This window comes from Rhodanobacter sp. B2A1Ga4, assembly GCF_018101315.1.
Taxonomy (GTDB): Bacteria; Pseudomonadota; Gammaproteobacteria; order Xanthomonadales; family Rhodanobacteraceae; genus Rhodanobacter; species Rhodanobacter thiooxydans_A.
Genome location: NZ_JADBJR010000003.1, coordinates 235,676 through 261,557 on the forward strand (window position 1 = coordinate 235,676; position 25,882 = coordinate 261,557).

The 25,882-nt window shown below is 67.3% G+C and carries 25 protein-coding genes; 6 read left to right on the forward strand and 19 right to left on the reverse strand.

The window, feature by feature from the left end; translation table 11 throughout:
• Positions 1-67: 67 nt before the first annotated feature.
• Genes IMW82_RS11935 through IMW82_RS11955 form a run of 5 tightly spaced genes read right to left on the reverse strand, consistent with a single transcriptional unit; the run spans position 68 to position 5,240 of the window.
• Positions 68-2,218 carry a type IV pilus secretin PilQ gene (locus tag IMW82_RS11935; RefSeq protein WP_211004601.1) on the reverse strand — a complete coding sequence of 717 codons (2,151 nt, stop codon included), beginning with the start codon at positions 2,216-2,218 and terminating at the stop codon, positions 68-70.
• Between the two features lie 55 nt (positions 2,219-2,273).
• On the reverse strand, positions 2,274-2,816 hold the full coding sequence (locus IMW82_RS11940) for a pilus assembly protein PilP (protein WP_108472013.1): 543 nt from the start codon (positions 2,814-2,816) through the stop codon (positions 2,274-2,276).
• Positions 2,816-3,475 carry a type 4a pilus biogenesis protein PilO gene (pilO, locus tag IMW82_RS11945; RefSeq protein WP_108471967.1) on the reverse strand — a complete coding sequence of 220 codons (660 nt, stop codon included), beginning with the start codon at positions 3,473-3,475 and terminating at the stop codon, positions 2,816-2,818. The genes IMW82_RS11940 and pilO overlap by 1 nt, the downstream gene beginning before the upstream one ends.
• Positions 3,472-4,182 (reverse strand): PilN domain-containing protein, encoded by a 711-nt coding sequence (locus IMW82_RS11950; RefSeq protein ID WP_108471968.1) that lies wholly within the window; start codon positions 4,180-4,182, stop codon positions 3,472-3,474. Before IMW82_RS11950 ends, pilO begins: the two co-directional genes overlap by 4 nt.
• Positions 4,182-5,240: a pilus assembly protein PilM gene (locus IMW82_RS11955; protein ID WP_108471969.1), complete on the reverse strand. Its 1,059-nt coding sequence runs from the start codon at positions 5,238-5,240 to the stop codon at positions 4,182-4,184. The genes IMW82_RS11950 and IMW82_RS11955 overlap by 1 nt, the downstream gene beginning before the upstream one ends.
• 271 nt (positions 5,241-5,511) lie before the next feature.
• Here IMW82_RS11955 and IMW82_RS11960 point away from each other — a divergent pair, with 271 nt between their 5' ends.
• Positions 5,512-8,040 carry a penicillin-binding protein 1A gene (locus tag IMW82_RS11960; RefSeq protein ID WP_108471970.1) on the forward strand — a complete coding sequence of 843 codons (2,529 nt, stop codon included), beginning with the start codon at positions 5,512-5,514 and terminating at the stop codon, positions 8,038-8,040.
• A 61-nt stretch (positions 8,041-8,101) separates the two neighbouring features.
• Positions 8,102-8,773 (forward strand): hypothetical protein, encoded by a 672-nt coding sequence (locus IMW82_RS11965; protein WP_108471971.1) that lies wholly within the window; start codon positions 8,102-8,104, stop codon positions 8,771-8,773.
• A 70-nt stretch (positions 8,774-8,843) separates the two neighbouring features.
• On the opposite strand, the gene IMW82_RS11970 is transcribed toward IMW82_RS11965, so the two are convergent.
• The 7 genes from IMW82_RS11970 to rpoZ all read right to left on the reverse strand — a co-directional run bounded on the left by IMW82_RS11970 (position 8,844) and on the right by rpoZ (position 16,991).
• Positions 8,844-10,139: a citrate synthase gene (locus IMW82_RS11970; protein WP_108471972.1), complete on the reverse strand. Its 1,296-nt coding sequence runs from the start codon at positions 10,137-10,139 to the stop codon at positions 8,844-8,846.
• Between the two features lie 271 nt (positions 10,140-10,410).
• Entirely contained in the window at positions 10,411-10,665 is a 255-nt protein-coding gene (locus tag IMW82_RS11975; protein ID WP_108471973.1) for a type B 50S ribosomal protein L31, read from the reverse strand.
• A 71-nt stretch (positions 10,666-10,736) separates the two neighbouring features.
• Entirely contained in the window at positions 10,737-11,672 is a 936-nt protein-coding gene (locus IMW82_RS11980; protein WP_211004602.1) for a nucleoside hydrolase, read from the reverse strand.
• A 52-nt stretch (positions 11,673-11,724) separates the two neighbouring features.
• Positions 11,725-13,839 (reverse strand): ATP-dependent DNA helicase RecG, encoded by a 2,115-nt coding sequence (recG, locus tag IMW82_RS11985; RefSeq protein WP_211004603.1) that lies wholly within the window; start codon positions 13,837-13,839, stop codon positions 11,725-11,727.
• Between the two features lie 82 nt (positions 13,840-13,921).
• A complete protein-coding gene (locus tag IMW82_RS11990) occupies positions 13,922-14,305 on the reverse strand; it encodes a RidA family protein (RefSeq protein WP_108471976.1) in 384 nt (127 codons plus the stop codon).
• 102 nt (positions 14,306-14,407) lie between these two features.
• Positions 14,408-16,573 carry a bifunctional (p)ppGpp synthetase/guanosine-3',5'-bis(diphosphate) 3'-pyrophosphohydrolase gene (locus IMW82_RS11995; protein ID WP_108471977.1) on the reverse strand — a complete coding sequence of 722 codons (2,166 nt, stop codon included), beginning with the start codon at positions 16,571-16,573 and terminating at the stop codon, positions 14,408-14,410.
• Between the two features lie 127 nt (positions 16,574-16,700).
• The gene (gene rpoZ / locus IMW82_RS12000; protein ID WP_007509529.1) at positions 16,701-16,991 is read right to left on the reverse strand and encodes a DNA-directed RNA polymerase subunit omega; all 291 of its coding nucleotides are present in this window, start codon (positions 16,989-16,991) and stop codon (positions 16,701-16,703) included.
• A gap of 198 nt (positions 16,992-17,189) precedes the next feature.
• On the opposite strand from rpoZ, the gene IMW82_RS12005 reads away from it, so the two are divergent.
• Positions 17,190-18,020 (forward strand): VacJ family lipoprotein, encoded by an 831-nt coding sequence (locus tag IMW82_RS12005; protein ID WP_108471978.1) that lies wholly within the window; start codon positions 17,190-17,192, stop codon positions 18,018-18,020.
• 69 nt (positions 18,021-18,089) lie between these two features.
• On the opposite strand, the gene IMW82_RS12010 is transcribed toward IMW82_RS12005, so the two are convergent.
• The 7 genes from IMW82_RS12010 to IMW82_RS12040 form a co-directional block, all read right to left on the reverse strand.
• Positions 18,090-18,398, reverse strand: coding sequence for an STAS domain-containing protein (locus IMW82_RS12010; RefSeq protein WP_108471979.1), 309 nt, complete (start codon positions 18,396-18,398; stop codon positions 18,090-18,092).
• A complete protein-coding gene (locus tag IMW82_RS12015) occupies positions 18,395-19,075 on the reverse strand; it encodes an ABC transporter substrate-binding protein (protein ID WP_108472014.1) in 681 nt (226 codons plus the stop codon). The genes IMW82_RS12010 and IMW82_RS12015 overlap by 4 nt, the downstream gene beginning before the upstream one ends.
• A gap of 50 nt (positions 19,076-19,125) precedes the next feature.
• Positions 19,126-19,977 (reverse strand): outer membrane lipid asymmetry maintenance protein MlaD, encoded by an 852-nt coding sequence (gene mlaD / locus IMW82_RS12020; protein WP_108471980.1) that lies wholly within the window; start codon positions 19,975-19,977, stop codon positions 19,126-19,128.
• A 34-nt stretch (positions 19,978-20,011) separates the two neighbouring features.
• Positions 20,012-20,788: a lipid asymmetry maintenance ABC transporter permease subunit MlaE gene (gene mlaE, locus IMW82_RS12025; protein ID WP_211004604.1), complete on the reverse strand. Its 777-nt coding sequence runs from the start codon at positions 20,786-20,788 to the stop codon at positions 20,012-20,014.
• Positions 20,785-21,621: an ABC transporter ATP-binding protein gene (locus IMW82_RS12030; protein ID WP_108471982.1), complete on the reverse strand. Its 837-nt coding sequence runs from the start codon at positions 21,619-21,621 to the stop codon at positions 20,785-20,787. The genes mlaE and IMW82_RS12030 overlap by 4 nt, the downstream gene beginning before the upstream one ends.
• A 75-nt stretch (positions 21,622-21,696) precedes the next feature.
• Complete coding sequence (gene gmk, locus IMW82_RS12035) at positions 21,697-22,350, reverse strand: guanylate kinase (RefSeq protein ID WP_244754295.1); 654 nt, start codon at positions 22,348-22,350, stop codon at positions 21,697-21,699.
• A complete protein-coding gene (locus tag IMW82_RS12040) occupies positions 22,347-23,207 on the reverse strand; it encodes a YicC/YloC family endoribonuclease (RefSeq protein WP_211004605.1) in 861 nt (286 codons plus the stop codon). Before IMW82_RS12040 ends, gmk begins: the two co-directional genes overlap by 4 nt.
• A gap of 106 nt (positions 23,208-23,313) precedes the next feature.
• Between IMW82_RS12040 and rph the strand changes: the two genes are divergently transcribed.
• Genes rph through hemW form a run of 3 tightly spaced genes read left to right on the forward strand, consistent with a single transcriptional unit; the run spans position 23,314 to position 25,867 of the window.
• Positions 23,314-24,042 carry a ribonuclease PH gene (gene rph / locus IMW82_RS12045; protein WP_211004606.1) on the forward strand — a complete coding sequence of 243 codons (729 nt, stop codon included), beginning with the start codon at positions 23,314-23,316 and terminating at the stop codon, positions 24,040-24,042.
• Between the two features lie 56 nt (positions 24,043-24,098).
• Positions 24,099-24,704 (forward strand): RdgB/HAM1 family non-canonical purine NTP pyrophosphatase, encoded by a 606-nt coding sequence (gene rdgB / locus IMW82_RS12050; RefSeq protein WP_108471985.1) that lies wholly within the window; start codon positions 24,099-24,101, stop codon positions 24,702-24,704.
• Positions 24,701-25,867: a radical SAM family heme chaperone HemW gene (gene hemW, locus IMW82_RS12055; protein ID WP_211004607.1), complete on the forward strand. Its 1,167-nt coding sequence runs from the start codon at positions 24,701-24,703 to the stop codon at positions 25,865-25,867. Before rdgB ends, hemW begins: the two co-directional genes overlap by 4 nt.
• The last annotated feature ends 15 nt before the right edge of the window (positions 25,868-25,882 follow it).

Sequence of the window (25,882 nt, forward strand, 5' to 3'; positions counted from 1 at the left end):
GTGATTTCCCGGCACGCATAAAAAAAGAGGCGGCCGAAGCCGCCTCTTTCACTGCAAGCTTGCGCGATTACTGCAAGGTGTCGCTGAGGATGCGCGGCGTCACGAAGATCAGCAGCTCGGCCTTGGTGTTGGTCCGCGAGGTCTTGCGGAACAGGATGCCGACGCCGGGGATGTCGCCCAGGCCGGGCACCTTGGTCATGGTGTTGGCCTTGTTGATCTCGTAGATGCCACCCAGCACCACGGTCTGCCCGTTGTCGACCAGCACCGAGGTGTTGATCTCGCGGGTGTCGATGGTCGGGATCTTGCCGCTTCCCGGGGCGTCCACGTAACCGGCCAGCGCATCCTTCTTGACGTTGATCGTCAGGTAGACGCGATTGTCGGCGGTGATCGTCGGGGTCACCTTCAGCTCCAGCACCGCATCCTTGAACTGCACCGTGGCGGTACCGCTGCCGGCGCCGCTGCCGGCGCTGTTCTGGAAGGTGACGTAGCCGATTTCCTGGCCCTGGCGGATCACCGCTTCCTGCTGGTTGGCGGTGATCACGCGCGGGCTGGAGATCACCTCGCCACGACCCTCGGTCTGCGCGGCAGAGAGTTCCAGGTCGATCGCGTAATTGGCGCCGAGGATGGCCAGGCCGAAGGTGCCGGCCGCCGGGGTGACCGGCAGGTTCACGTTGAGGCCGCCCGAGGTCACGTTGCCACCACCGAGGCCCGCGGTCAGGGCCGGCGTGGCTGCCGCGGCGTTCTGGAACTCGGTGTTGTTGACCCGGCCGTTGACACCGAACTTGGCGCCCAGCTCGCGGGTGAAATCGTCGCTGGCAACCACGATGCGCGACTCGATCAGCACCTGCTGCACCGGCTTGTCCAGCACGGCGATCAGCTCACGCAACTGCTTGATCTTCTCCGGCGTGTCGTTGAGCAGCAGCGTATTGGTGCGCGTATCGAACGACACGCTGCCACGCGGCGACAGGAAACCGCGCTGGGTATTGGCACCGCCACTGCTGCCGCCGCCACCCTGCATGCTGCCGCTGGTCAGCAGCTTGGCGATATCGGACGCCTTGCCGTAGCTGATCGGCACATAGTCGGTGACCAGTTCGGCGGTGTCCTGCGCCTTCAGCTTGGCGTCGGCGAGGTCCTGCTCGTACTTGGCCAGTTCGGCCTGCGGCGCGACCCACACCACGTTGCCATTGCGGCGCTTGTCCAGACTCTTGGCACGCAGGATCACGTCCAGCGCCTGATCCCATGGCACGTTGACCAGGCGCAGGGTGACGCTGCCACCGACGCTGTCGGAGGCGACCAGGTTGAGGCCGGAGATGTCGGCGATCAGCTGCAGTGCCGAGCGCACCGGGATGTCCTGGAAGTTGAAGGTGACGCGCTTGCCGTTGTAGCTCGGCTCCTGGCCCAGCCTGGCCAGCTTGGCATCCTTGCTGGCGGTATCGGCCTTCTTCGGCGCCACCTCGACCACGTACTGGTCGGCGGTCTGGTAGGCCGAGGTCTCGACATCGCCCTTGACCGCGATTTCCATCCGCGCGCCACCGCCCATGCCGGCTCGGGTGACGATGGACTGCACCGGGGTGGCGAAGTCCAGCGTATCCAGGCGCTGGGCGAGGTTGGCCGGCAGGTTCGCGTGGTCGATGGTGACCAGTACCTTGTCGCCCTTGCGGGTCATGTCGGCATTCGCGCCGCTGCCGCTGAAGCTGATCAGCACACGACCTTCGCCGTTCGGGCCACGACGGAAGTCGATGTTGGAGATGGCCGGACCGGCCGATGACGATGGCAGTGCCTTGGTCGGGTCGATCGTGGACGCGGTGGTCACCGACTGATCCGTGCTGCCGTTGTTGACGGTCAGCACCAGGCTGTTGCCTTCGACCCGCGAGCGGTAGCTCGACTCGCGCATCAGCTCGACCACCACGCGGGTGCGACCACCGGCCGCCACGGCGGATACGCCGGAAGTCGAGCCCTTGCCGATGTCCAGATGACGCGGGGCCGCGTTGTCGGTGTCGGCGAAGTCGACTGCAATGCGTGGCGGGTTGCCGGTGGTGAAGATCTTCGGCTGCGGCACCGGGCCATTGCCAAAGTCCATGTGAAGCTCGACGCTGCCGCCGGGCAGTGCGTCGTAGCTGATGTTCTTCAGCGTGGTGGTGGCTGCCATCGCAGCACTGGCCCAGGTGGCGCCGGCGATCAGCAGGCCCATCAACAAGTAACGGCTCGCATGGCGCATGACACGGCCCCGCACGGATTGGATTTGGTTGGTCATTGCATCAGCCCCTGTCTACCTATTTCGCGTCAAGCGCGATGCTGGCCGGACGTTCCATCCAGCCACCATTACCGTTGGATACCAGCTCGACCAGGTCGATATGGTCTTCGCTGATCGCAGTGATGTGCCCGTAGTTCTGACCCATGTACTCGTCGACATGGACACGATGGATCACACCACCCGGGTCCTTGACCAGCACTTCCATAGCCGCGCCGGTACCGATCGTGCCGACCATCTTCAGGCTGTCCAGAGCAAACAGCTCCAGCGGCTGCTTGGCGCGATTGGCGTCCGGCCGCGGACCACTGGCGGCGGCGCTGTTGTCCAGCTCGGCCGTGCTCGGGCTGAACGGGTCACGCCGGTCCTGGTCGTCGTACTTGAATGTCTCGAAGGTCTTGATCACCGGCAGCGGCTGGATCGGCGCGCCCTTCTTGGCCTTTTCCTGGGCGACCCAGGTGCGCAGGTCGGACATGCCGCGGGTACAGCCCGCCAGCACCAGCGCGATGCCCAGCATCAGCAGGAGGCGCACCATGCGGGCCGGTTTGATGGCAGTCAGCATGTTCATCATTTCGCCCCCCCCGCCTTCTTCTTGCCGGCGCCCGCGGTGGAGCTCTCTTCATCGTCCAGGTAACGGTAGGTCTTCACGGTGCCCTGCAGCACGAGTTGGCCGTCCGAGCTACCGCCGCTCTTGCTGGGCGTCTTGGGGGTCAGCGAGACATCGTGCAGGGTCAGGATCACCACCCGCGGCAGCGAGGCCACGCCGCTGATGAAGGCGCCGAACTGATGATAGGTACCGCTCATGCGCAGCGTGATCGGCTTCTCCGCATAGAAGTCCTTCGGTGTCTCCGGACCCGGCTGGAACAGCTCGGTCTCCAGACCCGCGGACTGCGCGGTCTGCGAGATGTCGATCAGCAGTTCGGGCATCTCGGTCTTGCTGGGCAGCTGGCGCAGCAGCTGGCGCAGCATGTCCTGCATCTCGTCGAGCTGCTGCTGCAGCGCCTCCAGGTTGACCGACTTGGCTTGCTTGGTGGAGAACTCCTGCTTGAGCTGGTTCTCCTTGCCGACCAGCGTATTCAGGCTGTCCTGCTGGTCACTGACGAAAAAGTACCAGCCGACCAGCAATACAAGGCCCAGCAGCAAGGCGGTGAAGAAAATCTTGACCGATTGCGGCCAGCCGCCGACGTTGTTGCGGTCCAGGTTCTGGATATCGTTCAGGAAACTCATGAGCCGGCACCTCCCGTGGCAGCTGGCGCACTCACCGGCCTGGTTCCCGGGGTGGCCGCCGTCGCCGGCTTCGCCGGAACCGCGGGCGCCGCCGAGGCCGCCGGGGCCGCGCTGGAACTGGTACCGGCTGGCAGCACCGGCATCTTGCCGTCGGTTTCGTCCGTCTTCGGCTTGCTCAGCAGCACGTTCAGGCCGAACTCGTACGGCATGCGGGTGCCGTTATGCGTGTTTTCGGTCTTGCGCAGATCGGCATGGCCCATCCACGGCGAACCCTCGATGTTGCGCATGTACTCGGCGACACTGGCGTTGGATTGCGCCACACCGTCGAGCGACATCGACTGGCCACCCTGTTTCAGCCCGGTCAGCCGCGCGCTGGTGGGAATCGTCTTCACCAGTTCGTCGAACAGGTGCACCATCTGCGAGCGGTCGGCCTGCAGCTGCTCGATGATCTGCTTGCGCGCGAGCAGGTGCTCGCGCACTTTTTCCAGATCCTTGATCTTGGCGATGCGTACGTCGAGCTGCTTGATCTCGGTTTGCAGGTAGGCGTTGCGATCGTTCTGGTTGTCGATGCGCTGGTCCATCCAGAACACCCACAGCAGCAGCACACCCAGCCCCGCCACGAAGGCGGTGACGAGCTGCATGTAGAACTCGCGTTCGCGTTGCTTGCGCCGTGCGGCGCGCCATGGAAGTAGGTTGACGTGTGCCATCAGTCGAAGCTCCTCAAGGCGAGGCCGACCGCAATCATCAATGCGGGGGCGTCCTGCGCCAGCGACTGTGCCTGTACCCGTGGCGACAGCGACATGCGGGCCAGCGGATTGGCGACGACGCAGGGCACGCCGAGCTGCTCTTCCAGCATCGGACCCAACCCCTCGATCGAGGCGCAGCCACCGGCCAGCACCACCTGGTCGACCTTGCTGTATTCGCTGCCGGCAAAGAAGAACTGCAGCAGGCGGCTGATCTGCTGGATCAGCGATTCCTTGAACGGTTCCAGCGCCTCGGTCTCGTAGGACTCGGGCAGGCCGCCCTTGCGCTTGGCGCGGCCGGCTTCCTCGTAGGAGAGCCCGAAGCGGCGCATGATCTCGTCGGTCAGCTGCTTGCCGCCGAACACCTGCTCGCGCGAGTAGATCGTGCGCTGGTTGCGCAGCACCGACAGGGTGGTCATGGTGGCGCCGATGTCGACCACCGCCACCAGCGCGTCGCGACCCACGTTGAGCTGGTCGGCGATCATCGCGAAGGCGTTCTCCATCGCGAACGCCTCGACGTCGATCACCGCGGCGGTGAGCCCGCCCAGGTCCAGCGCGGCCACGCGCATGTCGACGTTCTCGGTGCGCGAGGCTGCCAGCAGCACGCTGTTCATGTCGGGGTTGTCGCGGACCGGGCCGAGCACCTCGTAGTCGAGGCTGACTTCGTCGATCGGGTACGGGATGTACTGGTTCGCCTCGACCTGGATCTGGCCTTCCAGGTCGTCGTCGGAAAGATCCCCGGTCATCGGGATGATGCGCGTGATCACGGCCGACCCGGCCACCGCGGCGGCGGCGTGCTTGAGCTTGGAGCCCGAGCGTGCCAGCGCGCGACGGATCGCATCACCCACCGCCTCGACCTCGACGATGTTCTTCTCGACCACGGCATTCGGCGGCAACGGCTCGACCGCGTAATGCTCAACGCGGTAACGGCCGCCGGCCTGACTTAGCTGCAGCAGCTTGACGGCAGTCGAACTGATGTCGACACCAATCAGCGCCGGCTTCTTCGGTGTAAAGAGCCCCACGGTGTTTCCCCCTTGCCGCTGACGCCCATAGCCAGAGTCCTGGCGGAGTACGCAGTGGCATTAAATCGAAAAAATAACGTATTGGCAACGGTCTACGGCAACTTTCTCAAGTAATTGGCGTGATGCCCGCCACATTTAAGGTAAACCCCCTATTGGCCCGACCCTTGCTTTGCGGACGGCTTCCGCATTTGGTCGACCGCTGCTCATGCCCGGAATACTCCTACATCTATACTCTGTCATGTTTTGACTCAGGTCTCGCTATCCCCACACCATGCAAATTTTCAAACGCTTGTTGCGCTGGGCTCTGATCCTGGCCTTTTCCGGGTTGTTCCTGGCAGTTGTCGCGGTGGGTGTGGCGTATTGGCTGCTGGCGCCGAGGCTGCCCTCGGTGGCCGAGCTGAAGAACTATCCGATGCAGGTGCCGCTGCGCGTGCTGAGCGCCGACGGCAAGCTGATCGCCAGTTTCGGCGAGACCCGGCGCATCCCGGTGGACATCGAAAAAGTGCCGGACCGCCTCAAGCACGCCGTGCTGTCGGCCGAGGATGCGGACTTCTACCACCACCCCGGAGTGGACTGGCACGGCATCGCGCGCGCCGGCTGGCATGTGCTGGTGACCGGCGGCGACAAGGGCCCCGGCGGCTCCACCATCACCCAGCAGGTCGCCCGCAACTTCTTCCTGAGCCCCGAGAAGCTCTATTCGCGCAAGCTCACCGAGATCTTCATCGCGCTGCGCATCGAGCACGAACTCAGCAAGGACCAGATCCTCGAGCTGTACCTCAACAAGATGTTCCTCGGCCATCGTTCGTACGGCGTGGCCGCGGCCGCCGAGTACTACTACGGCAAGACGCTGGACCAGCTGACCGTGGCCGAATGCGCACTGATCGCCTCGACCTTCCAGCTGCCGTCGGTAGTCAACCCGATCAACAGCCCGAAGCGCGCCATCGCCCGACGCAACTGGGTGCTGGGCGAAATGCTGCGCCACGACTACATCACCAAAGCCGTGTACGAGCAGGCGATTGCCGAACCGAACCACGCCTACCCGCACGAACAGCCGATCGAGGTGGACGCCCCCTACCTGGCCGAGATGGTGCGCCGGCAGGTGCTCGACCGCTTCGGCAACGACGCGCTGACCGAAGGTTACGTGGTCCGGACCACGCTGCAGAGCGGCCGCCAGCAGGCCGCCGTGGAAGCGCTGCGCGACGGGCTGGTCGCCTATGACCGCCGGCATGGCTGGCGCGGACCGGAAGCCCATCAGGACCTGCCGGCCGGCGCCGGCGAAGCGGATCTCGACGGCCTGCTGTCCGGTTACGTCAGCGTCTCCGGCATGCAGCCGGGCATCGTCACGGCCAGCGACGCGAAGCAGGCCACGGTCTACCTGTCCAGTCGCGAGAGCGTGATCCTCGACCTGGCCGCCGTCAGCTGGGCACGTCCGCACATCAATGACGACCGCGTCGGCGCCGCACCGAGCCGGGTCGACGGCGTGCTCAAGCGCGGCGACATCATCCGGCTGGCACGCGACGACAAGGGCGAGTGGCAGCTGGCGCAGATCCCCGCCGCGCAGGCGGCGCTGGCCTCGATCGCGCCGGAGGACGGCTCGATCCAGGCGCTGGTGGGCGGCTTCAACTTCGTGCGCAGCAAGTTCAACCGGGCCGTGATGGCCGCGCGCCAGCCCGGTTCCAGCTTCAAGCCCTACCTGTACTCGGCGGCGTTCGACCGCGGCTTCACCCCGGCCTCCATCATCAACGACGCACCGCTCGCCCTGCCCGACCCGTCGCGCCCGAACGGGATCTGGACACCGTCCAACGACGACGACAAGTTCGCCGGACCGATGCGCCTGCGCGAGGCGCTGGTGCAGTCCAAGAACCTGGTCTCGGTACGCCTGCTCGACGCCATCGGCGTGCGCTACGTGCGCGAATACGCCACCCGCTTCGGTTTCTCGCAGGACGCGATCCCGGCCAACCTGTCGATGGCGCTGGGCACCGCCTCGGTGTCGCCGATGGGCATGGCCCGCGGCTACGCGGTGTTCGCCAACGGCGGTTACCTGGTCACCCCGTACTTCATCCACGAGATCGACGACCGCAACGGCCAGCCGGTCTATGTGGCCAACCCCGCGCGCGCCTGCCGCAACTGCCAGGAGCGCCTGCTCGACACGCAGCCGCCCGGCCCGCCGCCGGCCGGGATGAACCCCGCGCCAGCCAACAGCCTGGCCAGCGCCTCGTCCGCGGCGCCAGCGGAGTCCAGCAGCGTCGACGGCGTCGGCGACGCGGTGCTGCCGGCCGACGCGCACGGCGATGGCGCGCACCCGCCGGTACTTGCACCGCACGTGATCGAGGCGCGCAACGACTACCTGGTGACCTCGCTGATGAAGGACGTGATCCTGCGCGGCACCGGCTCGGCCGCACGCGCACTGGGGCGCGACGACCTGGCCGGCAAGACCGGCTCCACCAACGATCACCGCGACGCCTGGTTCGTCGGCTTCGATGGCGAACTGTCGACCGCCGTGTGGGTGGGCTTCGACGACTACAGCTCGCTCGGCCGCGGCGAGTTTGGCGCCAAGGCCGCGCTGCCGATCTGGATGTCCTACATGGGCAGCGTGCTCAAGGGCCAGCCGTCGAGCACGTTGCCGATGCCGCCGGGAATCAGTACGGTACTGATCAATCGCTACAGCGGCCTGCCTGCGGCATCGGGCGATCCGGACGGCATCAACGAGATGTTCAAGGTGGAAGACATCGATCGGTTGCGCAGCCAGGCCGCCCAGCAGAAGGAGCAGGACCAGCAGCACGCCTACGACATCTTTTGAGCCTTCGACGCAGCTTCCGGCACAAGGAAGCTGCCGGTTACCGATCGATGAGGAGCGCGCCATGTCCCGAGGCGAACACCACCGCATCCACGCGCACGACCGCCTGCAGCGCAATCGCCTGCGCGTCGCCCAGGAAGCCGCACGGCTGATGAGCGAACACGGCATCCGCGACTTCCACCATGCCAAGCTGAAGGCGGCCGAGCGGCTCGGCATCCTCGACACACAGGCGCTGCCGCGCAACCTGGAGATCGAGCAGGCGCTGCGCGAGCACCAGCGCCTGTTCCTCGCCGACAGCCAGCCGCAGCTGCTGCGCCAGCGCCGCGAGGCGGCGGTCGAGGCGATGCGTTTCCTCGCCGCGTTCGAGCCGCGCCTGGTCGGCAGCGTGCTCGAAGGCACGGCCGACGCGCACTCGGCGGTCTGCCTGCACGTGTTCAGCGACGATCCGGAAGCAGTCGCGCTGTACCTGCGCGAGCACGGCGTGCCGATCGAGGCCCAGGTGCGCCGGCTGCGCTACGGCCGCGACGACCAGCCCGAGTACCCGGTGCTGCTGTTCGCCGCCGACGAGCTGCCGTTCGACCTCACCGTGCTGCCCCACGACGCGCTGCGCCAGGCCCCGCTGGACCGCGCCGACGACCGGCCGATGCGGCGCGCCTCGCTGGCCCAGGTAGAAATGCTGCTCGACGAGGACGCCGGGGAGACGTTCGAGCAACGGCTGGGCGCGGCGTTGCGCTGAGCCCGGGATATATTTTCCTGCACAAAAAAGCCCCGGCCAAGGCCGGGGCTTTTTCATCAGCGTGCGGCGGTCAGCGCTTCGCGGTCGCCACGTAGTCGCGCACGCCGGCGCCGGTATAGACCTGGCGCGGGCGGCCGATGCGCGATCCGGGCGTTTCGTGCTGCTCGATCCAGTGCGCGATCCAGCCGGCGGTGCGCGCGATGGCGAACATCACGGTGAACATCTCGGTCGGGATGCCCAGCGCCTTGTAGATGATGCCGGAGTAGAAGTCGACGTTCGGGTACAGCTTGCGCTCGACGAAGTACTCGTCCTTCAGCGCCGCCTCTTCCAGCTTCATCGCCACGTCCAGCAGCGGGTCGTTCACGCCCAGCTCGGCCAGCACCTTGTGGCACATCTCGCGGATGATCTTCGCGCGCGGGTCGAAGTTCTTGTACACGCGGTGGCCGAAGCCCATCAGGCGGAAGCTGTCGTTCTTGTCCTTCGCGCGCAGGATCGCCGACTCGACGTTGTCCGGCGTGCCGATCTCCTGCAGCTGCTTGAGCACCGCCTCGTTGGCACCGCCATGTGCGGGACCCCACAGCGCAGTGATGCCAGCGGCGATCGACGCGTACGGGTTCGCACCGGTGGAGCCGACCAGGCGCACGGTCGAGGTGGAGGCGTTCTGCTCGTGGTCGGCGTGCAGGATGAACAGCAGGTCCAGCGCCTTGGCCGCGACCGGGTTCATCTGCAGCGGCTCGCTCGGCACCTCGAACATCATGTGCAGGAAGCGGTCCACGTACTCCAGGTTGTTGCGCGGGTAGCGCATCGGCCAGCCGATCGAATAGCGGTAGCAGGCGGCGGCGATGGTCGGCATCTTCGCGATCAGGCGGATCGCGGCGAGCTTGCGGTCGGCCGGATCGTCGACGTTGAGGTCATCGTGGTAGAACGCCGACAGCGAGGCCACCGCGGCGGCCAGCATCGCCATCGGATGCGCGTCGTGGTGGAAGCCCTGGAAGAAGTTCTTCAGCGACTCGTGCAGCATCGTGTGATGCGCAACGTCGTGCTCGAAGGTGGCGAACTCGGCCGGCTTCGGCAGCTCGCCGTTGAGCAGCAGGTAGGCCACTTCGAGGAAACTGGAATGTTCCGCCAGCTGCTCGATCGGATAGCCGCGGTACAGCAGCACACCCTGGTCGCCGTCGATATAGGTGATCGCGCTCCTGGTGCTGGCGGTCGAGCCGTAGCCGGGGTCGAAAGTGTAGTGGCCGGTGTCCTTGTACAGCGTGGCGATGTCGATGCACGCCGGGCCGAGCGTGCCGCTGACCAGCGGCAGTTCGCTGCTGCGGTTGCTCGACTCATCCACCAGCTTGACGGTCTTGGGATCGGACACGGAAACCTCCTTACATGTGGGTCGTCGCCGCCGGCAACCGCCATGGCGGCGCCGTCCGGCGAGGGAATGTCGGCACTGCACGCCGGGGAAAGCACGCGTGCGACGGACGCGGTGGCGTCAGTTCACTGACCATTATCGCACAAGGTCCCGTTTGCATTCGATGGCGAATGGTCGAATGGCGAACGCAAAAAGACACGGGGCAGGCCTGTGCCTGCCCCGTGTCCTGGATTGGTTCTGCACGTCCGGCGCCGGGCGCCGACCGTCGCGTCGATTATTCCTTGACGGAACCCGCATAGCGGCGACGGAACTTGTCGACGCGACCGCCGACGTCCAGCGTCTTCTGCTTGCCGGTGTAGAACGGGTGCGAATGGCTGGAGATATCCACCTTGATCAGCGGGTACTCATTGCCGTCTTCCCACTTGATGGTTTCCTTGCTGGACATGGTCGACTTGGTCAGGAACGCGAAGTCGGACGACAGGTCCTGGAACACCACCGGGATGTAGTTCGGATGGATATCAGGCTTCATGACTGGCTCTAAAGCGGTGGTGAAAAGAGCGGCATTGTAACGAGGAACCGGCTGCCCCTGCAAGTCCGCGCTCAATCCGGTACACCCAGCGCACGCCGCACCATCGCGGCAAAGCGGGCCTGGTCCACTTCCAGCACGATGTTCGCCCGGGCCGGCCGACACAGGCGGCCCTTCCAGTCGACCACGGTGGCGCCGCGGGTCAGGCGACCGTCCAGTTCCACCGCCACCGCCCGGGTCTCGCGTCGGGTCACAATGGACGGATCCAGCGCTACCGCCATCGCCAGCGCGTCGGCGGCGACCAGCCCGTGGCGATCATGCTTCGCATTGTAGCGGCGCGCGGTGGCCACGATCCTGCCGAAGAAATCCGCGCGCCGGTCGCCGGCCGCCAGCCAGCGATCGAATTCGGCATCATCGAATGCGTGCCGCAAGGTGGCTTCCCAGTCGACCAGGTCGAAGGCGGGGAACGCCTCGAACACCACGTGCGCGGCTTCCGGATCGAAGCCGATGTTGAATTCGGCCGGCACCTTGCCGGTATTGCCGTGGCCGGTGACCGCGCCGCCCATCACCACGAGTCGCGCCACCCGCTGGGGCAAGCGGGGATCGAGCCGCAGCGCCAGCGCCAGGTTGGTCAGCGGCCCCAGCGCCACCAGGGTCAGCTCGCCCGGCCGCTCACGGGTCAGCCTGAGCAGGGCCAGCGCGGCCGGTTCATCGGCCAGTGGCGCAGCCGGCTCGGCAAAGCCGACGTCGCCGAAACCGTCCTGGCCGTGCACGAACGCGGCGTCCTCGTCTGCCGCACGCACCAGCGGCACGGCACAGCCGGCGAACACCGGCGTCACCGCACCGGCCAGGTCGACCAGGGTGCGCGCGTTGCGCACGGTATGGCCGAGGCCCACGTTGCCGGCAGCGATGCTGAGACCGGCGATGTCGGCGTGGGCGTAGGCCATCAGGATGGCCAGGGCGTCATCGACGCCGGGGTCGGTATCGATCAGGAGTTGCGGCTTGCTCATGGAGGCGTCGTCTTCGTTTCAGCCGCTGAGTGTATGCGATGACGAACGGCCGTCACGCATGCGCGTAGCGCGCCGCGGCGCCGATCCAGCGCTCGATCAGCTGCGCGGTCTGCCGCGGGTGTTCGGCCAGCATGTGTTCGCCGACCTGCTGCACCGCCGGCAGCAGGTGCGCGTCGCGGGTGAGGTCGGCGATGCGGAAGCTGAGCTGGCCGGTCTGGCGGGTACCCAGCACCTCGCCCGGACCGCGCAGTTCCAGATCCTTCTCGGCGATGCGGAAACCGTCGCTGGTGTCGCGCATCACCTGCAGCCGCTCGCGCGCCAGCTGGCCCAGCGGCGGCTGGTACAGCAGCACACAGTTGGAGGCGACCGCGCCGCGGCCGACCCGCCCGCGCAGCTGGTGCAGCTGGGCCAGCCCCAGCCGCTCGCTGTTCTCGATCACCATCAGGCTGGCGTTGGGCACGTCCACGCCGACCTCGATCACCGTGGTCGCCACCAGCACGGCCAGTTCGCCGGCCTTGAATGCGTCCATCACCGCCTGCTTTTCCTTCGGCTTCATGCGGCCGTGGATCAGGCCGACCCTGAAGCCGGCTAGCGCCGCGGAGAGTTCCGCGTGCGCCACTTCGGCCGCCTGCGCGCGCAGCTGCTCGGATTCCTCGATCAGGGTGCATACCCAGTACACCTGCCGCCCTTCGCCGCAGGCGGCGTGGATGCGCTCGATCACCTCGATCCGCCGCGCATTCGAGATCGCGATGGTCTGCACCGGCGTGCGCCCGGGCGGCAGTTCGTCGATCGAGGAGACGTCGAGGTCGGCGTACGCACTCATCGCCAGCGTGCGCGGGATCGGCGTGGCGGTCAGCACCAGTTGGTGCGGCACCAGCTCGCCATCCCTGCCCTTGTCGCGCAGGGCCAGCCGTTGCTGCACGCCGAAGCGGTGCTGCTCGTCGACGATCACCAGGCCGAGCCGCGCGAATGCCACGCCCTCCTGCATCAGCGCATGCGTGCCCACCACCACCGGCGCACCCTCGGCGACCCGCGCCAGCGCCTGCTGGCGTGCCTTGCCGGTGACCTTGCCGGCCAGCCATTCCACCTCGATGCCGAGCGGCTGCAGCCAATGCCGGAAATTGTGCAGGTGCTGCTCGGCCAGCAGCTCGGTCGGCGCCATCAGCGCAACCTGATGTCCCGATTCCACCGCCGCCAGTGCCGCCAGCGCGGCGACCACGGTCTTGCCGCTGCCGACGTCGCCCTGCACCAGCCGCAGCATTGGCCGTGGCTGTGCCAGGTCGCGCGCGACTTCCTCGCCGACGCGTTGCTGCGCGGCGGTCAACCGGAACGGCAGCCCGGCCAGCAGCCGCCTGCGCAGCTCGCCGGTGTCACCCAGCTTTGGTGCACGCCGCTGCCGCACCGCCGCGCGCATGCGCCTCAGGCTGAGGTGCTGGGTCAGCAGTTCCTCGAACGCCAGCCGCTGCTGCGCCGGGTGCCGGCCCAGCATGAGCTGGCCCAGGTGCGCGTCCGGCGGCGGCCGGTGCACGTACAGCAGCGCGTCACGCAGCGAGGTGAGTCCGTGCTTCGCGCACAGCGCGGGCGGGATCAGTTCCAGTTGTGCAGCCGGCGGCAGCAGCGCCAGCGCCTTGTCGATCACCCCGGCCAGCCGTTTCGGACCCAACCCTTCGGTGGTCGGATAGACCGGGCTGAGCAACTCGTCGACCGCAGCCTCCGCATCCCCGCTCAGTCGCTGGTAGTTCGGGTGCACCATCTCCAGGCCCTGCGCGCCATGGCGTACTTCGCCGTAGCAGAGCAGCCGCGTGCCCGGCAGCAATTGTTCTGCCTGCGCCCGGTTGAAGTGGAAGAAGCGCAGCAGCAAGGTCTGCCGGCTGGTGTCGCCGATCGCCACCTTCAGCTGCGGGCGATAGCGGAAGCCGCGCTCGACCGCCTCGACCACGCCGTCGACCTGCGCCCGCTCCCCCACCCGCAGGTCGGCGATCGCGGTGATCCGGGTCCTGTCCTCGTAGCGCAGCGGCAGGTGGAACCACAGGCCCTGCACCCGCTCCAGCCCGAGCCGGGCCAGCGATGCGGCCAGCGCCGGGCCGACACCCGGCAGCGCGCCCACCGGCGTGATGCCCGGATCGGCGCCGACAACGGAAGCAGGACGGGCGGTGCGGGTGGCCATGACCTGCAAGCCTAACCGAGCACCGTCTCTTGTCGTAAGCCGGACGCCGACACTGGCTGTCGGCGCGGGGCGCCGACCGGACTCAGTCCAGGACCATCACCGCGTCGACCTCGACCTGCGCCGCCTTCGGCAGACCGGACACCTCGATGGTGGAGCGTGCCGGATACGGCTGCTGGAAGTACTCGGCCATCACCGCATTGACCGCGGCGAAGTTCGCCAGGTCGGTGACATAGATGCCCACGCGCACGATCTGTGCCAGCGAACCGCCGGCAGCCGCCGCCACGGCGGTGAGGTTGTCGAACACGCGCCGCGTCTGCGCCGTGATGTCGCCCTCGACCAGCGCGCCGGTGGCCGGATCCAGCGGAATCTGGCCGGAGAAGTACACGGTATGGCCGGCGCGCACGGCCTGCGAATACGGGCCGATCGCGGCGGGGGCTTTCTCGGTGGAGATGATGCTGCTGGACATGGGCTTGCCTCGGGTGGGAAAGGTGTTGATTGTAGGAGCGCACCGCGTGCGCGAAAACCGGCACGCAACCTGGCTGGCACTTTTCACGCGCGGGGCGCGCTCCTACAGCGGATAGCGATACGCGCCGCTGACCACGCCGGTGCGGCGCACGCGGCGGATCACGTCGGCCAGGTGCTTGCGGCTCTTCACTTCCATCGCGAACAGCAAGGTCGCGGCGGCGGAATCGCGCTCGACGTATTCCACGTTCTCGATGTTCGAGTCGGCGGCGGCGATCGCGGCAGCCACGGTGGCCAGCACGCCGGGGCGGTTGATCACCTCGATGCGCAGCTCGGCGCGGTAGTCGCCCTGCACGTCGCGGTCCCACTCGATCGCCACGCAGCGCTCGGGCGACTTGCGCAGCTCGACCACGTTCGGGCATTCCTCGCGATGCACCACGATGCCCTTGCCCGAGGACAGGTAGCCGATGATGTCATCGCCCGGCAGCGGATGGCAGCAGTTGGCGAAGCTGAGCACGCCGCGCTCGGCGCCGGTGATGCGGATCTTCTCGTGCGCGTGCGCCGACGCCTGCGGCTTGCCGGCTTTCCGCCCGCGCGACGCCAGCAGCTGGCTGGCGACCACGTCGGGCATGCGGTTGCCCAGCGCGATATCGGACAGCAGTTCCTCCAGCCGCTTCAGCTTGGAGGTTTCCAGGAAGCGGTCCAGCACCGCCGGCGGGATGCCGTCCAGGCTGCTGCCCTGCGCGTCCAGCGCGCGGTCGAGCATGCGGTGGCCGAAGTCCACCGCATCCTCGTGCTGCAGGTGTTTCAGGTACTGGCGGATCGCGGTGCGCGCCTTGCCGGTGACCACCACTTCCAGCCAGGCCGGGTTCGGCACCGCCGACGGCGCGGTGATGATCTCCACCAGCTGGCCCGACTCAAGTTTTGCGCGCAGCGGCAGCAGTTTCTTGTCGACGCGCGCGGCCACCGCGTGGTCACCTACGTCGGTGTGCACCGCGTAGGCGAAATCTAGCGCAGTGGCGTTGCGCGGTAGCGACAGGATGTCGCCGCGCGGGGTGAACAGATAGACCTCGTCAGGGAACAGGTCGATCTTGACGTTCTCGATGAACTCCGACGACGACACGGTGTTTGCCGAGCTGTCGACCAGCGACGACAGCCACTCGCGCGCCCGCGCCTGTGCGCTGTTGGCCGGGCCCGAGTCGGTCTTGTAGGCCCAGTGCGCGGCCACACCGCGCTCAGCCACCGAATCCATCTCGGCGGTGCGGATCTGCACCTCGATCGGCGCGCCGAACGGCCCCAGCAGCACGGTGTGCAGCGACTGGTAGCCGTTCGCCTTGGGGATCGCGATGAAATCCTTGAAGCGGCGATCGACCGGCTTGTACAGCGCGTGCACCACGCCCAGCGCCATGTAGCAGCTCATCGCGCTGTCGACGACCACGCGGAAGCCGTAGACGTCCATCAATTGCGCGAAGCTCTTGTGGTCGCCGTGCATCTTCGAATAGATGCTCCACGGCGACTTGATCCGGCCGACCACGCGGGCCGGCAGGTGGTCGGCGGCCAGCCGCGTAGACAGCGCCGCCTCGATCTTGCCCATCGCCTCGCGCCGGTTGCCCAGCGCGGCGCGGATGCGCTCGCTGATCACCCGGTAGCGGTCCGGATACAGCGCGCGGAAGCCCAGGTCCTGCAGCTCCGCCTTGAACTTGTTCATGCCCAGGCGCTGCGCGATCGGCGCGTAGATCTCCAGCGTCTCGCGCGCGATGCGGCGGCGCGACGGCGCGTCCTTGGCGCCCAGCGTGCGCATGTTGTGCAGGCGGTCGGCCAGCTTGATCAGGATCACGCGGATGTCGCGCGCCATCGCCAGCAGCATCTTGCGGAAGCTTTCCGCGTCGGCTTCCTGGCGCGTGCCGAAACGCATCTTGTCCAGCTTGGTGACGCCGTCGACCAGTTCAGCCACCACCTCGCCGAACTCGACGGCCAGCGTCTCGCGGCTGAGTTCGGTGTCTTCCAGGGTGTCGTGCAGGATCGCCGCGATGATCGTCTCGGCATCCAGCCCGAGTTCGGCCAGGATGCCGGCCACCGCCACCGGGTGGGTGATGTACGGCTCGCCACTCTTGCGCTCCTGGCCGGCGTGCGCCTGCGCGCCGATCTGGAACGCGCGCAGCACGCGATCAACCTGCACGTCGGGCAGGTAGGCAATACGTTCTTTCAGGGCCAACGCGTACGGCGGCAGCGCGGACAGGTCGACCGTGGCGGGGTGAGTGGCCGCAGTCATTCGCTGCCGGCGCCTGCTCAGGCGCCTACCTCGCGCCAGCCACGGCCAGCGGCTGCCATGTGCACGCACGCCGTCACACCGGCTGCACCGGTGCGACGGAGACGCGTGCTACAGCAGCCGCCGTCCATCAGTCGTCGCCGCCCTTGGACAGGTCGTCGTCGACCTCGGCCGCGGCCCACTCCAGCGCCTCGCGCTCGGCGCGCTCGCGCTCGGCCTTGTCGATCTGGTCGATCGTGGCCTGGTCGATGCGGCGGGCGGCGATCTCGCGCAGGGCCAGCACGGTCGGCTTGTCATGATCGGGGTTGACGGCCGGCTCGGCGCCCTTTTCCAGCTGGCGCGCGCGCTTGGTCGCCATCAATACCAGCTCGAAACGGTTGTCGACCACCTCGAGGCAGTCCTCCACGGTAATACGTGCCATGCGAATTCCTTAGGGAATAGTGACTTATATGGCCTGACAGTGTAGAGGAGCGGGTGCTTTGCTGGCAATGCACGCGACGCGTATCATGGCGGGCTGGCCTCGGACCGGCATGCGCTCGATGGAAGCAAGCCGAAAGCCGTGCACGATATAAAACCAGACAGTACACTTACTGCACCCCTGACGCGAACCCCCGCACCGATGCCCTCCCCGCTTCGATTTTCCAAGTTGAGCCGCTGGTTGCCCGTGCTCGCGATCACGTTGCTGGCCGGCTGCACCATTGCCAAGCCGCGCACCGACGACCCGCTGGAGAAATACAACCGCGGCGCCTACAAATTCAACGACGCGGTGGACCAGGCGGTGATCCGCCCGGTCGCGCTGGGCTACCGCAAGGTGACCAACCCGCCGGTACGCCGCTCGTTCAGCGACTTCTTCACCAATATCCGCATGCCGGTCACGGTCGCCAACGACCTGCTGCAGGCGCGCCCGAAGCAGGCACTGCAGAGTACCGGCCGCTTCCTGGTGAACCTGACCCTGGGCATCGGCGGCTTCTTCGACCCGGCCAGCCAGCTCGGCCTGCCGATCGAAGACAACGACTTCGGCATCACCCTGGCGCGCTGGGGCGCCCCGGAAGGCGACTTCCTGATGCTGCCGTTCTTCGGACCCAGCACGGCGCGCGACATCTGGCGCCTGCCGGTCGACAGCTACTTCTTCGATCCGTTGACCCTGTACGCGAACAACCACCACTACAACGGCCTGCAATACCTGCCGCAGGCGATCTATCTGGTGACCTTGCGTTCGCGCGCGATCGACGCGGAGGGCTTCCTGCAATCCGCCTACGATCCCTACGTGTTCATCCGCGATGCCTACCGCCAGCAGCGCCTGTACAAGATCTACGACGGCAACCCGCCGGTCGAGATCATCCAGCAGATGCAGGGCCTGGACGAGAAGAACTTCGACCCCGAAGAGCTGCTGGACCAGCAGCACCAGTGGGAAAACAAGCATCCGGACCAAGCCACCAAGCAGCCATAGGCGGTACCGGACACCGATACGAAGAAGGGGCCGCAAGGCCCCTTCTTCGTTGCCGCCTTCCGCAAGCGATCAGGCGATCAGGCGATCGACCTCGCATACCTGCGCCAGCGCCTGCATGCCGGCCGGCATATGCACGACCTGCAACGCCTGTCCACGTCGGGCAGCCTCCGCCGCAACCGCCAGCACGCAGGCGAGCCCGGCGCTGTCACTGTGGCGCACGCCGGCCAGGTCAAGATGCGACACGGAGCCGCCAGTCAGCGCGGACTGGATCGCCTGCAACGCCGCTGCCGCGGTGTCGAAGCTCAGCTCGCCGCGCACGCCCAGGGTGCCGGGCGTGCCGGTGTCCAGCTGGAACCCGTGTGCGGTCGCATCCGTCACGACTTGTCCTTGTTGTCCTTGGCCATCGTGTCCAGCGCCTTGGAGCCCTGGGTCTCGAGGTTGGTGATCAACTGGTCGATGCCGACCTTGCGAATCTCCGCGTCCACCTGGTTGCGGTAATTGGTGACGTAGGAAATGCCCTCGATGATCACGTCGTAAGCCTTCCAGTCGCCGCCGCGGCCCTTGCGGAACGCATAGTCGATCGACACCAGCTTGCCGTCGTCCAGCACCACCTGGGTGCGCACCACGGTGCGTTTGTCGTTGAGGTCGCCCTTGAACGGCAACACCTTCACGCGGCCGCGGGTGTAGTTGAGCAGGCCCTCGGCGTAACGATGCGTGATCGAGTTGTAGAACGCCCGGGCGAAGCGCTCGCGCTGCGCCGGCGAAGTCTCGCGGGCATGCTGGCCGAGCACCAGGATCGAGGCGTAGTCGATGTCGAAGTGCGGCAGGAACACCTCGTCGATGACGCTGATCAGCTTTTCCTGGTTCTTCTTCAGCTCGTCGCGATGCCCCTCGATCGCCGTGGCCAGCTGGTCGGCGATGGCCTGCACGATCTCGACCGGGGCCTGCTGTGCCGCCGCCGGGGCAGCGGCCGGGGCGGTCGCCTGGGCGAACGCCGGAGCGGCGGCGATGGTGCCGAATGCGATGGCGGTGGCAAGAGCCAGTCTGCGCAACATGGGAAACTCCTTCAGCAAAACCGGCTCGGCGAACCGGTGGGGATGGCGGGCTATTTGCTGCCGTTGCCGGCATCTTTCTTGTCACTGGGCGAACCGTTGACCAGGAACTTGCCGATCAGATCCTCCAGCTGCATCGCGGACTGGGTCAGGATCATCTCGTCGCCGTTCTTGAGCACTTCGGGCGAACCACCCGGCTGGATCGCAACATACTGGCTGCCGATCAAACCGCTGGTGAACACCGCCGCGGCCGAATCGTCGGGAATCGCGTCGTAGCGCTTGTCGATCGACAGCACCACCTGGGCGTTCAACTTGACCGGATCGGCGTGCACCGACTGCACGCTGCCGATGACCACGCCGGCCATCTTCACCGGCGCACCGGCCGAGAGCGTGCCGACATTGGTGAAGCTCGCCTTCACCGTGTAGCTGCCGCCGACATTGTCGACCACGCCGCCGGCACCGAAGAACTTGCCCAGCATCTCCTCCAGCGGCTGGGTGGACTTGGTCCGTGCCAGCGTGCCGCCGGCGGCCACGAACTGCTTCGCGCTGCCGTACTCAATGCCCACGTACTGGTCGCCGAGCAGGCCACTGGTGAAGATCGTCGCCACCGAATCCTGCGGGATGTGGTCGTAGTTCTTGTCGATCGACAGCTTCACGTCCGCTACGTCGTGGCCCGGCTGCAGCGTGATCGCCTGCACCTGGCCGACCCGCACGCCGGCGATCTTCACCGGTGCGCGCTCCTTCAGCTGGCCGATGTTGGTGAACTGCGCCTCGACGGCGTAGCTGTCGCCCTGGCGCACGTTGGCCACCGAACTGGTCTGCGTCGCCAGATAGGCCAGCGCAGCGAAGCCGAGCACGATGAACAGGCCGGTGCCGACGGCATAGGAACTTCTCGGTTGGCTCACGGCAGAATCCTCGGAGAACGGTGGGTCATGGCAGTCACATCAAGAAAGCAGTGAGGACGAAGTCCAGCGCCAGGATGGCGATCGACGAGGCGACCACGGTGCGCGTGGTGGCGTAGGCCACGCCCTCGCTGGTGGGCGGCGTGGTGAAGCCCTGGAACACCGCGATCAGCGATACCACCGCGCCGAACGCCAGGCTCTTCAGCAGCACGCCGTTGACGATGTCGGTGTGGATGTCGACCTGGGCGGTCATGTTCGACCAGAACGTGCCGTTGTCGATGCCCAGCCAGGTCACGCCGACCAGGTGGCCGCCGAAGATCGCCATCGCGCAGAACACGCAGCACAGCAGCGGCATGGCGATCAGCCCGGCCAGGAAACGCGGCGTGGCGACGTAGGCGATCGGGTCGACCGCCATCATCTCCATCGCGGAAATCTGGTCGGTGGCGCGCATCAGGCCGATCTCGGCGGTGATCGCGGTGCCGGCACGGCCGGCGAACAGCAGCGCGGTGACCACCGGCCCCAGTTCGCGGTACACCGACAGCGCCACCACCATGCCGCTGGCCGAGGTACCGCCGAAGATCGACAGCACGTGGTACAGCTGCAGCATCAGCACCATGCCGACGAACAGGCCGCAGACCATGATGATGGTCAGGCTCATCGCGCCGACGAACCACAGCTGGCGGACGGTTTCGCGTGCATAACGGAAGCTGCGCGGGATCGCCGCCAGCAGGGTCAGCAGGAACAGCCCGCAGGCGCCGATCTGGGCCAGCGACTGGCTCACCACGTTGTTGTGCTGCGGCGCGCGTGCGTTCATTTCGCCGCTCCGGCAAAGCCCAGCTCGGTCGCGTAGTCGCCAGCCGGGTAGCGGAACGGGATCGGCCCGTCCGCCTCGCCGCCGAAGAACTGCCGCGTCCACGGCGAGCCGTCGTCGGCGATCGTTTTCGGGTCGCCCTGTGCCACCACCTTGCCGTTGGACAGCAGCATCACGTGGTCGGCGATCTGCTGCACCGCGGCCAGCTCGTGCGAGACCAGCACGCTGGTGATGCCGAGGGTCTGGTTCAAGGTACGGATCAATTTCAGCACCTGGTTCAGCGCTACCGGATCGAGCCCCACGAACGGCTCGTCGTAGAGGATCAGCTGTGGGTCGAACACGATCGCCCGCGCCAGCGCCACCCGCCGCGCCATGCCACCGGACAGCTCGTTCGGCATCAGCCGCGCGGCGCCGCGCAGGCCGACCGCCTGCAGCTTCATCAGCACCAGGTCACGGATCAGCACCTCCGGCAGTTTCGTGTGCTGGCGCAGCGGGAACGCCACGTTCTCGAATACGTCGAAATCGGTCAGCAGGGCGGAATTCTGGAACAGGTAACCCACGCCTTCGCGCAGCTTGTACAGCTCCTCGCGCGACAGCCTGGCCACGTTTCGGCCGTCGACGTGGATGCTGCCGGCGTCGGCGTACATCTGCCCGGTGATGTGCTTGAGCAGGGTGGTCTTGCCGGTGCCGCTGGGGCCCATGATCGAGGTGATCCTGCCGCGCGGGATGTCCAGGTCCAGCGCGTCGAAGATGGTCTTGCCGCTGAGCACCGTGGTCAGGCCGCGGATGCGCACCAAGGTGGTGTCGTCAGGCGTGGCGTGAGCGGTTTCGTTCATGGGCGGCACGTGCGGGGAGGGAAGCGGACAAGGTAGCCGAAGCGTCGTGCCAAGACCATGTGCAGGCGCCCCGGTTCAACCGGCCTCGTCGGCCAGCAGTTCGGCGATCAGCGCCTCGTGCCGCCGCCACTGCAGTGCGCTGCGCAGGCGCACCGCCCGCACGATCGCCTGCAGCCCGGCCAGCGCCTCGTCGAACACGTCGTTGACCAGGATGTAGTCGAACTCGTGCGCGTGGGCGATCTCGCCGCGCGAATTACGCAGCCGGCGCTCGATCACCTCGGCGCTGTCCGAACCTCGACCGCGCAGGCGCCGTTCGAGTTCCGCCCGCGATGGCGGCAGGATGAACACGCTGACGCAGTCGGGTTTGCTGCGGCGGATCTGCTGGGCGCCCTGCCAGTCGATCTCCAGCAGCACGTCGCGCCCCTGCCCCAGCAGCTCCTGCACGGTGGTGCGCGAGGTGCCGTAGAGGTTGCCGTGCACCTCGGCATATTCCAGGAAGATGCCCTCGGCGATCTCGCGCTCGAACTCGGCGCGCTCGACGAAGTAGTAGTGCCGCCCGTACGTCTCGCCGACCCGCGGCGGCCGCGTGGTGTGCGACACCGACAGCGAGATCGCGCTCTCGCGCTCGAGCAGCGCGTTGACCAGGGTGGACTTGCCGGCGCCGGAGGGCGCGGCGACCATGAACAGGGTGCCCTCGATCGGCCTGCCGCTGGCGTCGAGCATGCTCATTCGATGTTCTGCACCTGTTCGCGCATCTGCTCGATCAACACCTTCAGCTCCACTGCCGCGTTGGTGCTGCGCGCGTCGACCGACTTGGAGCCCAGCGTGTTCGCCTCGCGGTTGAACTCCTGCATCAGGAAATCCAGGCGCCGGCCGACCGGTTCCTTCAGGCCCAGCACGCGGCGCGTCTCGCCGATGTGCGTGCTAAGCCGGTCCAGTTCCTCGTCCACGTCGGTGCGGGTGATCTGCAGCACCAGCTCCTGCTCCAGCCGGCCTGGCTCGACCGGCTGCTTCAGGTCGGCCAGCCGCGTTTCCAGCCGGGTGCGCAGCGCGCTGCGGATCTCCGGCATCCAGCCGCGCACGTCGGCCACCACGCGTTCGATCGCGTCCAGCTTGTCGCGCAGGATCTCACCCAGCTTCGCGCCCTCGCGCTCGCGGGTGGCGGTTAGCGCGTCCAGCGCGCGGTCAAGCACGTCGAACAGCGCGGCCTGCTGCGCCTCCGGATCGATCTCGGCCTGCTGCATCACGCCGGGAAAGCGCAACAGTTCGGTGAACTGCACCTGCATTCCCGGAAACCGCGCGATCATGTCCAGATTCAACTCGGACAGACGCGTCAGCAGCGCGTTGTTGATCTGCAGCAATTCGCCGCGCGCATCGCCGGTGCGGCGCACGGTGAGATCCAGCTTGCCGCGCGACAGCTTCGCCGCCACCCGCTCGCGCAGCTGCGATTCGAACGCCCGCAGGTCGTCCGGCAGGCGCGGGCTCAGCTCGAGGTAACGATGGTTGACCGTGCGCAGTTCGCAGCCGAGGGTGCCGGCGGGGCCGGTGGTTTCGGCACTGGCGTAGGCCGTCATGCTGCGGATCATCGGGTGCCGTCCGGACGTGGAGAAAGGACGCAATGGTAAACTCTCCCGTCCCGCCTTGCCCAATCCGGCCAGGCGACCCCAGGACCTGCCCCCATGAACTCCCCACATGAATGACATCCGCCGCCCCAGTGGCCGCACCAGCGACCAGCTGCGCCCGGTCAGCATCGAGCGCCACTACACCCGCCACGCCGAAGGTTCGGTGCTGGTGAGCTTCGGCGACACCCGCGTGCTGTGCACCGCCAGCATCGAGGATCGCGCGCCGGCCTGGCTGCGCGGCAAGGGCGAGGGCTGGATCACCGCCGAATACGGCATGCTGCCGCGCGCCACCAACACCCGCACCCAGCGCGAAGCCGCACGCGGCGGCCAGGGCGGCCGCACCATGGAGATCCAGCGGCTGATCGGCCGCAGCCTGCGCGCCTGCATCAACCGGCAGGCGCTGGGCGAGCGCGTGATCACGCTGGACTGTGATGTGCTGCAGGCCGACGGCGGCACCCGCACCGCGGCGATCACCGGCGCCTACGTGGCCCTGGTCGACGCGGTGAACCTGCTGATGAAGCGCGAGAACCTCAAGCGCAACCCGATCGTCGGCGCGGTCGCCGCGGTCTCGGTGGGCATCTACAAGGGCGTGCCGGTGCTCGACCTCGACTACGCCGAGGATTCGGACTGCGACACCGACATGAACGTGGTGATGAACGACGGCGGCGGCTTCATCGAGGTGCAGGGCACCGCCGAAGGCCACGCGTTCCGCCGCGGCGAGATGGACACGATGCTGGCGCTGGCCGAAAAAGGCATCGGCGACCTGGTCGCGGCGCAGCGCGCAGCGCTGGCCCGATAACGCAGGACGGGCAGTGCCCCCCTGCGCCGCATTTGCCAAAGATCTGGAATGAATCCATGACGCAACGCCTTGTGCTGGCCAGCAGCAACCCCGGCAAGCTGAAAGAGTTCAACGCGCTGCTCGCCGACAGCGGTTTCGAGGTGGTCACGCAAGCGAGTCTGGGCATCGCCGACGCCGAGGAAACCGGCCTCAGCTTCGTCGAGAACGCGCTGCTCAAGGCGCGCCACGCCGCCCGCGCCAGCGGCCTGCCCGCGCTGGCCGACGATTCCGGCCTGTGCGTGGATCACCTGCACGGCGCGCCTGGCCTGTACTCGGCGCGCTACGCCGGCCGCCACGGCGACAACGCCGCCAACAACACGAAGCTGTTGCGCGAGCTGGACGGCCTGCCGACGGAACAGCGCGGCGCGTTCTTCATCTGCGTGCTGGCGCTGCTGCAACACGCCGACGACCCCGCACCGCTGATCGCCGAAGGCCGCTGGCACGGCCGCGTGCTCGACGCGCCGCGCGGCGCGCAGGGTTTCGGCTATGACCCGCTGTTCCTGCCGCACGGCCAGACCCTCGGCGCCGCCGAGCTGGAGCCGACGCTGAAGAACCGCCTCAGCCACCGTGGCCAGGCGCTGGTGAAACTGCACGACCGGCTGCGCGAACTGCGCCACGCATGAGCCTGATCGCGCCGCCGCTGTCGCTGTACATTCACATGCCGTGGTGCGTGAAGAAGTGCCCGTACTGCGACTTCAACTCGCACGGCCTGCGCAGCGAGCCGCCACCCTACGCCGACTACATCGACCACCTGCTGGCCGATCTCGACGCCGATCGCGCCGACTTCGCGCCGGCCCTCGAAGGCCGCCCCGTCATCAGTGTGTTCTTCGGCGGCGGCACGCCCAGCCTGTTCGCGCCGGAACTGATCGCGCGCCTGCTCGACGGCGTGCGTGGGCGGCTGCCGCTGGCCGACGACGCCGAGATCACCCTGGAAACCAATCCCGGCACGGTCGAGCACGGCCGTTTCGACGGTTATCTCGCGGCCGGCATCAACCGCATCTCGTTCGGCGTACAGAGCTTCGACGACGACAAGCTGCGCCGGCTCGGCCGCATCCATTCCGCCGGCGAGGCCGAGGCCGCGGTGAAGTCCGCGCAGGATGCCGGCTACGAAAACATCAACCTCGACCTGATGTACGCGCTGCCGAAGCAGGAGCTGGACGGCGCGCTGGCCGACGTCGAACGCGCAGTGGCGCTGGCGCCGACCCACATCTCGCACTACCAGCTGACGCTGGAGCCGAACACCGCGTTCGCCGCCAACCCGCCGCCGCTGCCGGACGACGACCACGCCTGGGCGATGCAGGAAGCCTGCGAGGCACGCCTGGCCGAAGCCGGCTACGGCCAATACGAAATCTCCGCCTACGCCCGGCCCGGTCGGCGCTGCGTGCATAACCTCAACTACTGGCAGTTCGGCGACTACCTCGGCATCGGCGCCGGCGCGCACGGCAAGCTCAGCGACGCGGCCGGCGGCGAAATCCACCGGCGCTGGAAGACCCGCGGGCCCCGCGCCTATATGGACGCCACCGGCGGCGCCGCCCGGATCGGCGGCAACAACGTGGTCGGCGCCAGCGAACTGCCGTTCGAGTACATGCTCAACGCGCTGCGCCTGGTCGACGGCGTGCCGATGGCCGCATTCGCCGAACGCACCGGCCTGCCACCGGAACGCATCGCCGCCGCGCTGGCGGTGGCGCGCGGCCGCGGCTGGCTGCACGACGATCCGCAACGGCTGCACACCACCGCGCTGGGCCAGCGATTCCTCAACGACGTGATCGCTGCTTTTCTCGACTGAAAGGCACCCGGCACC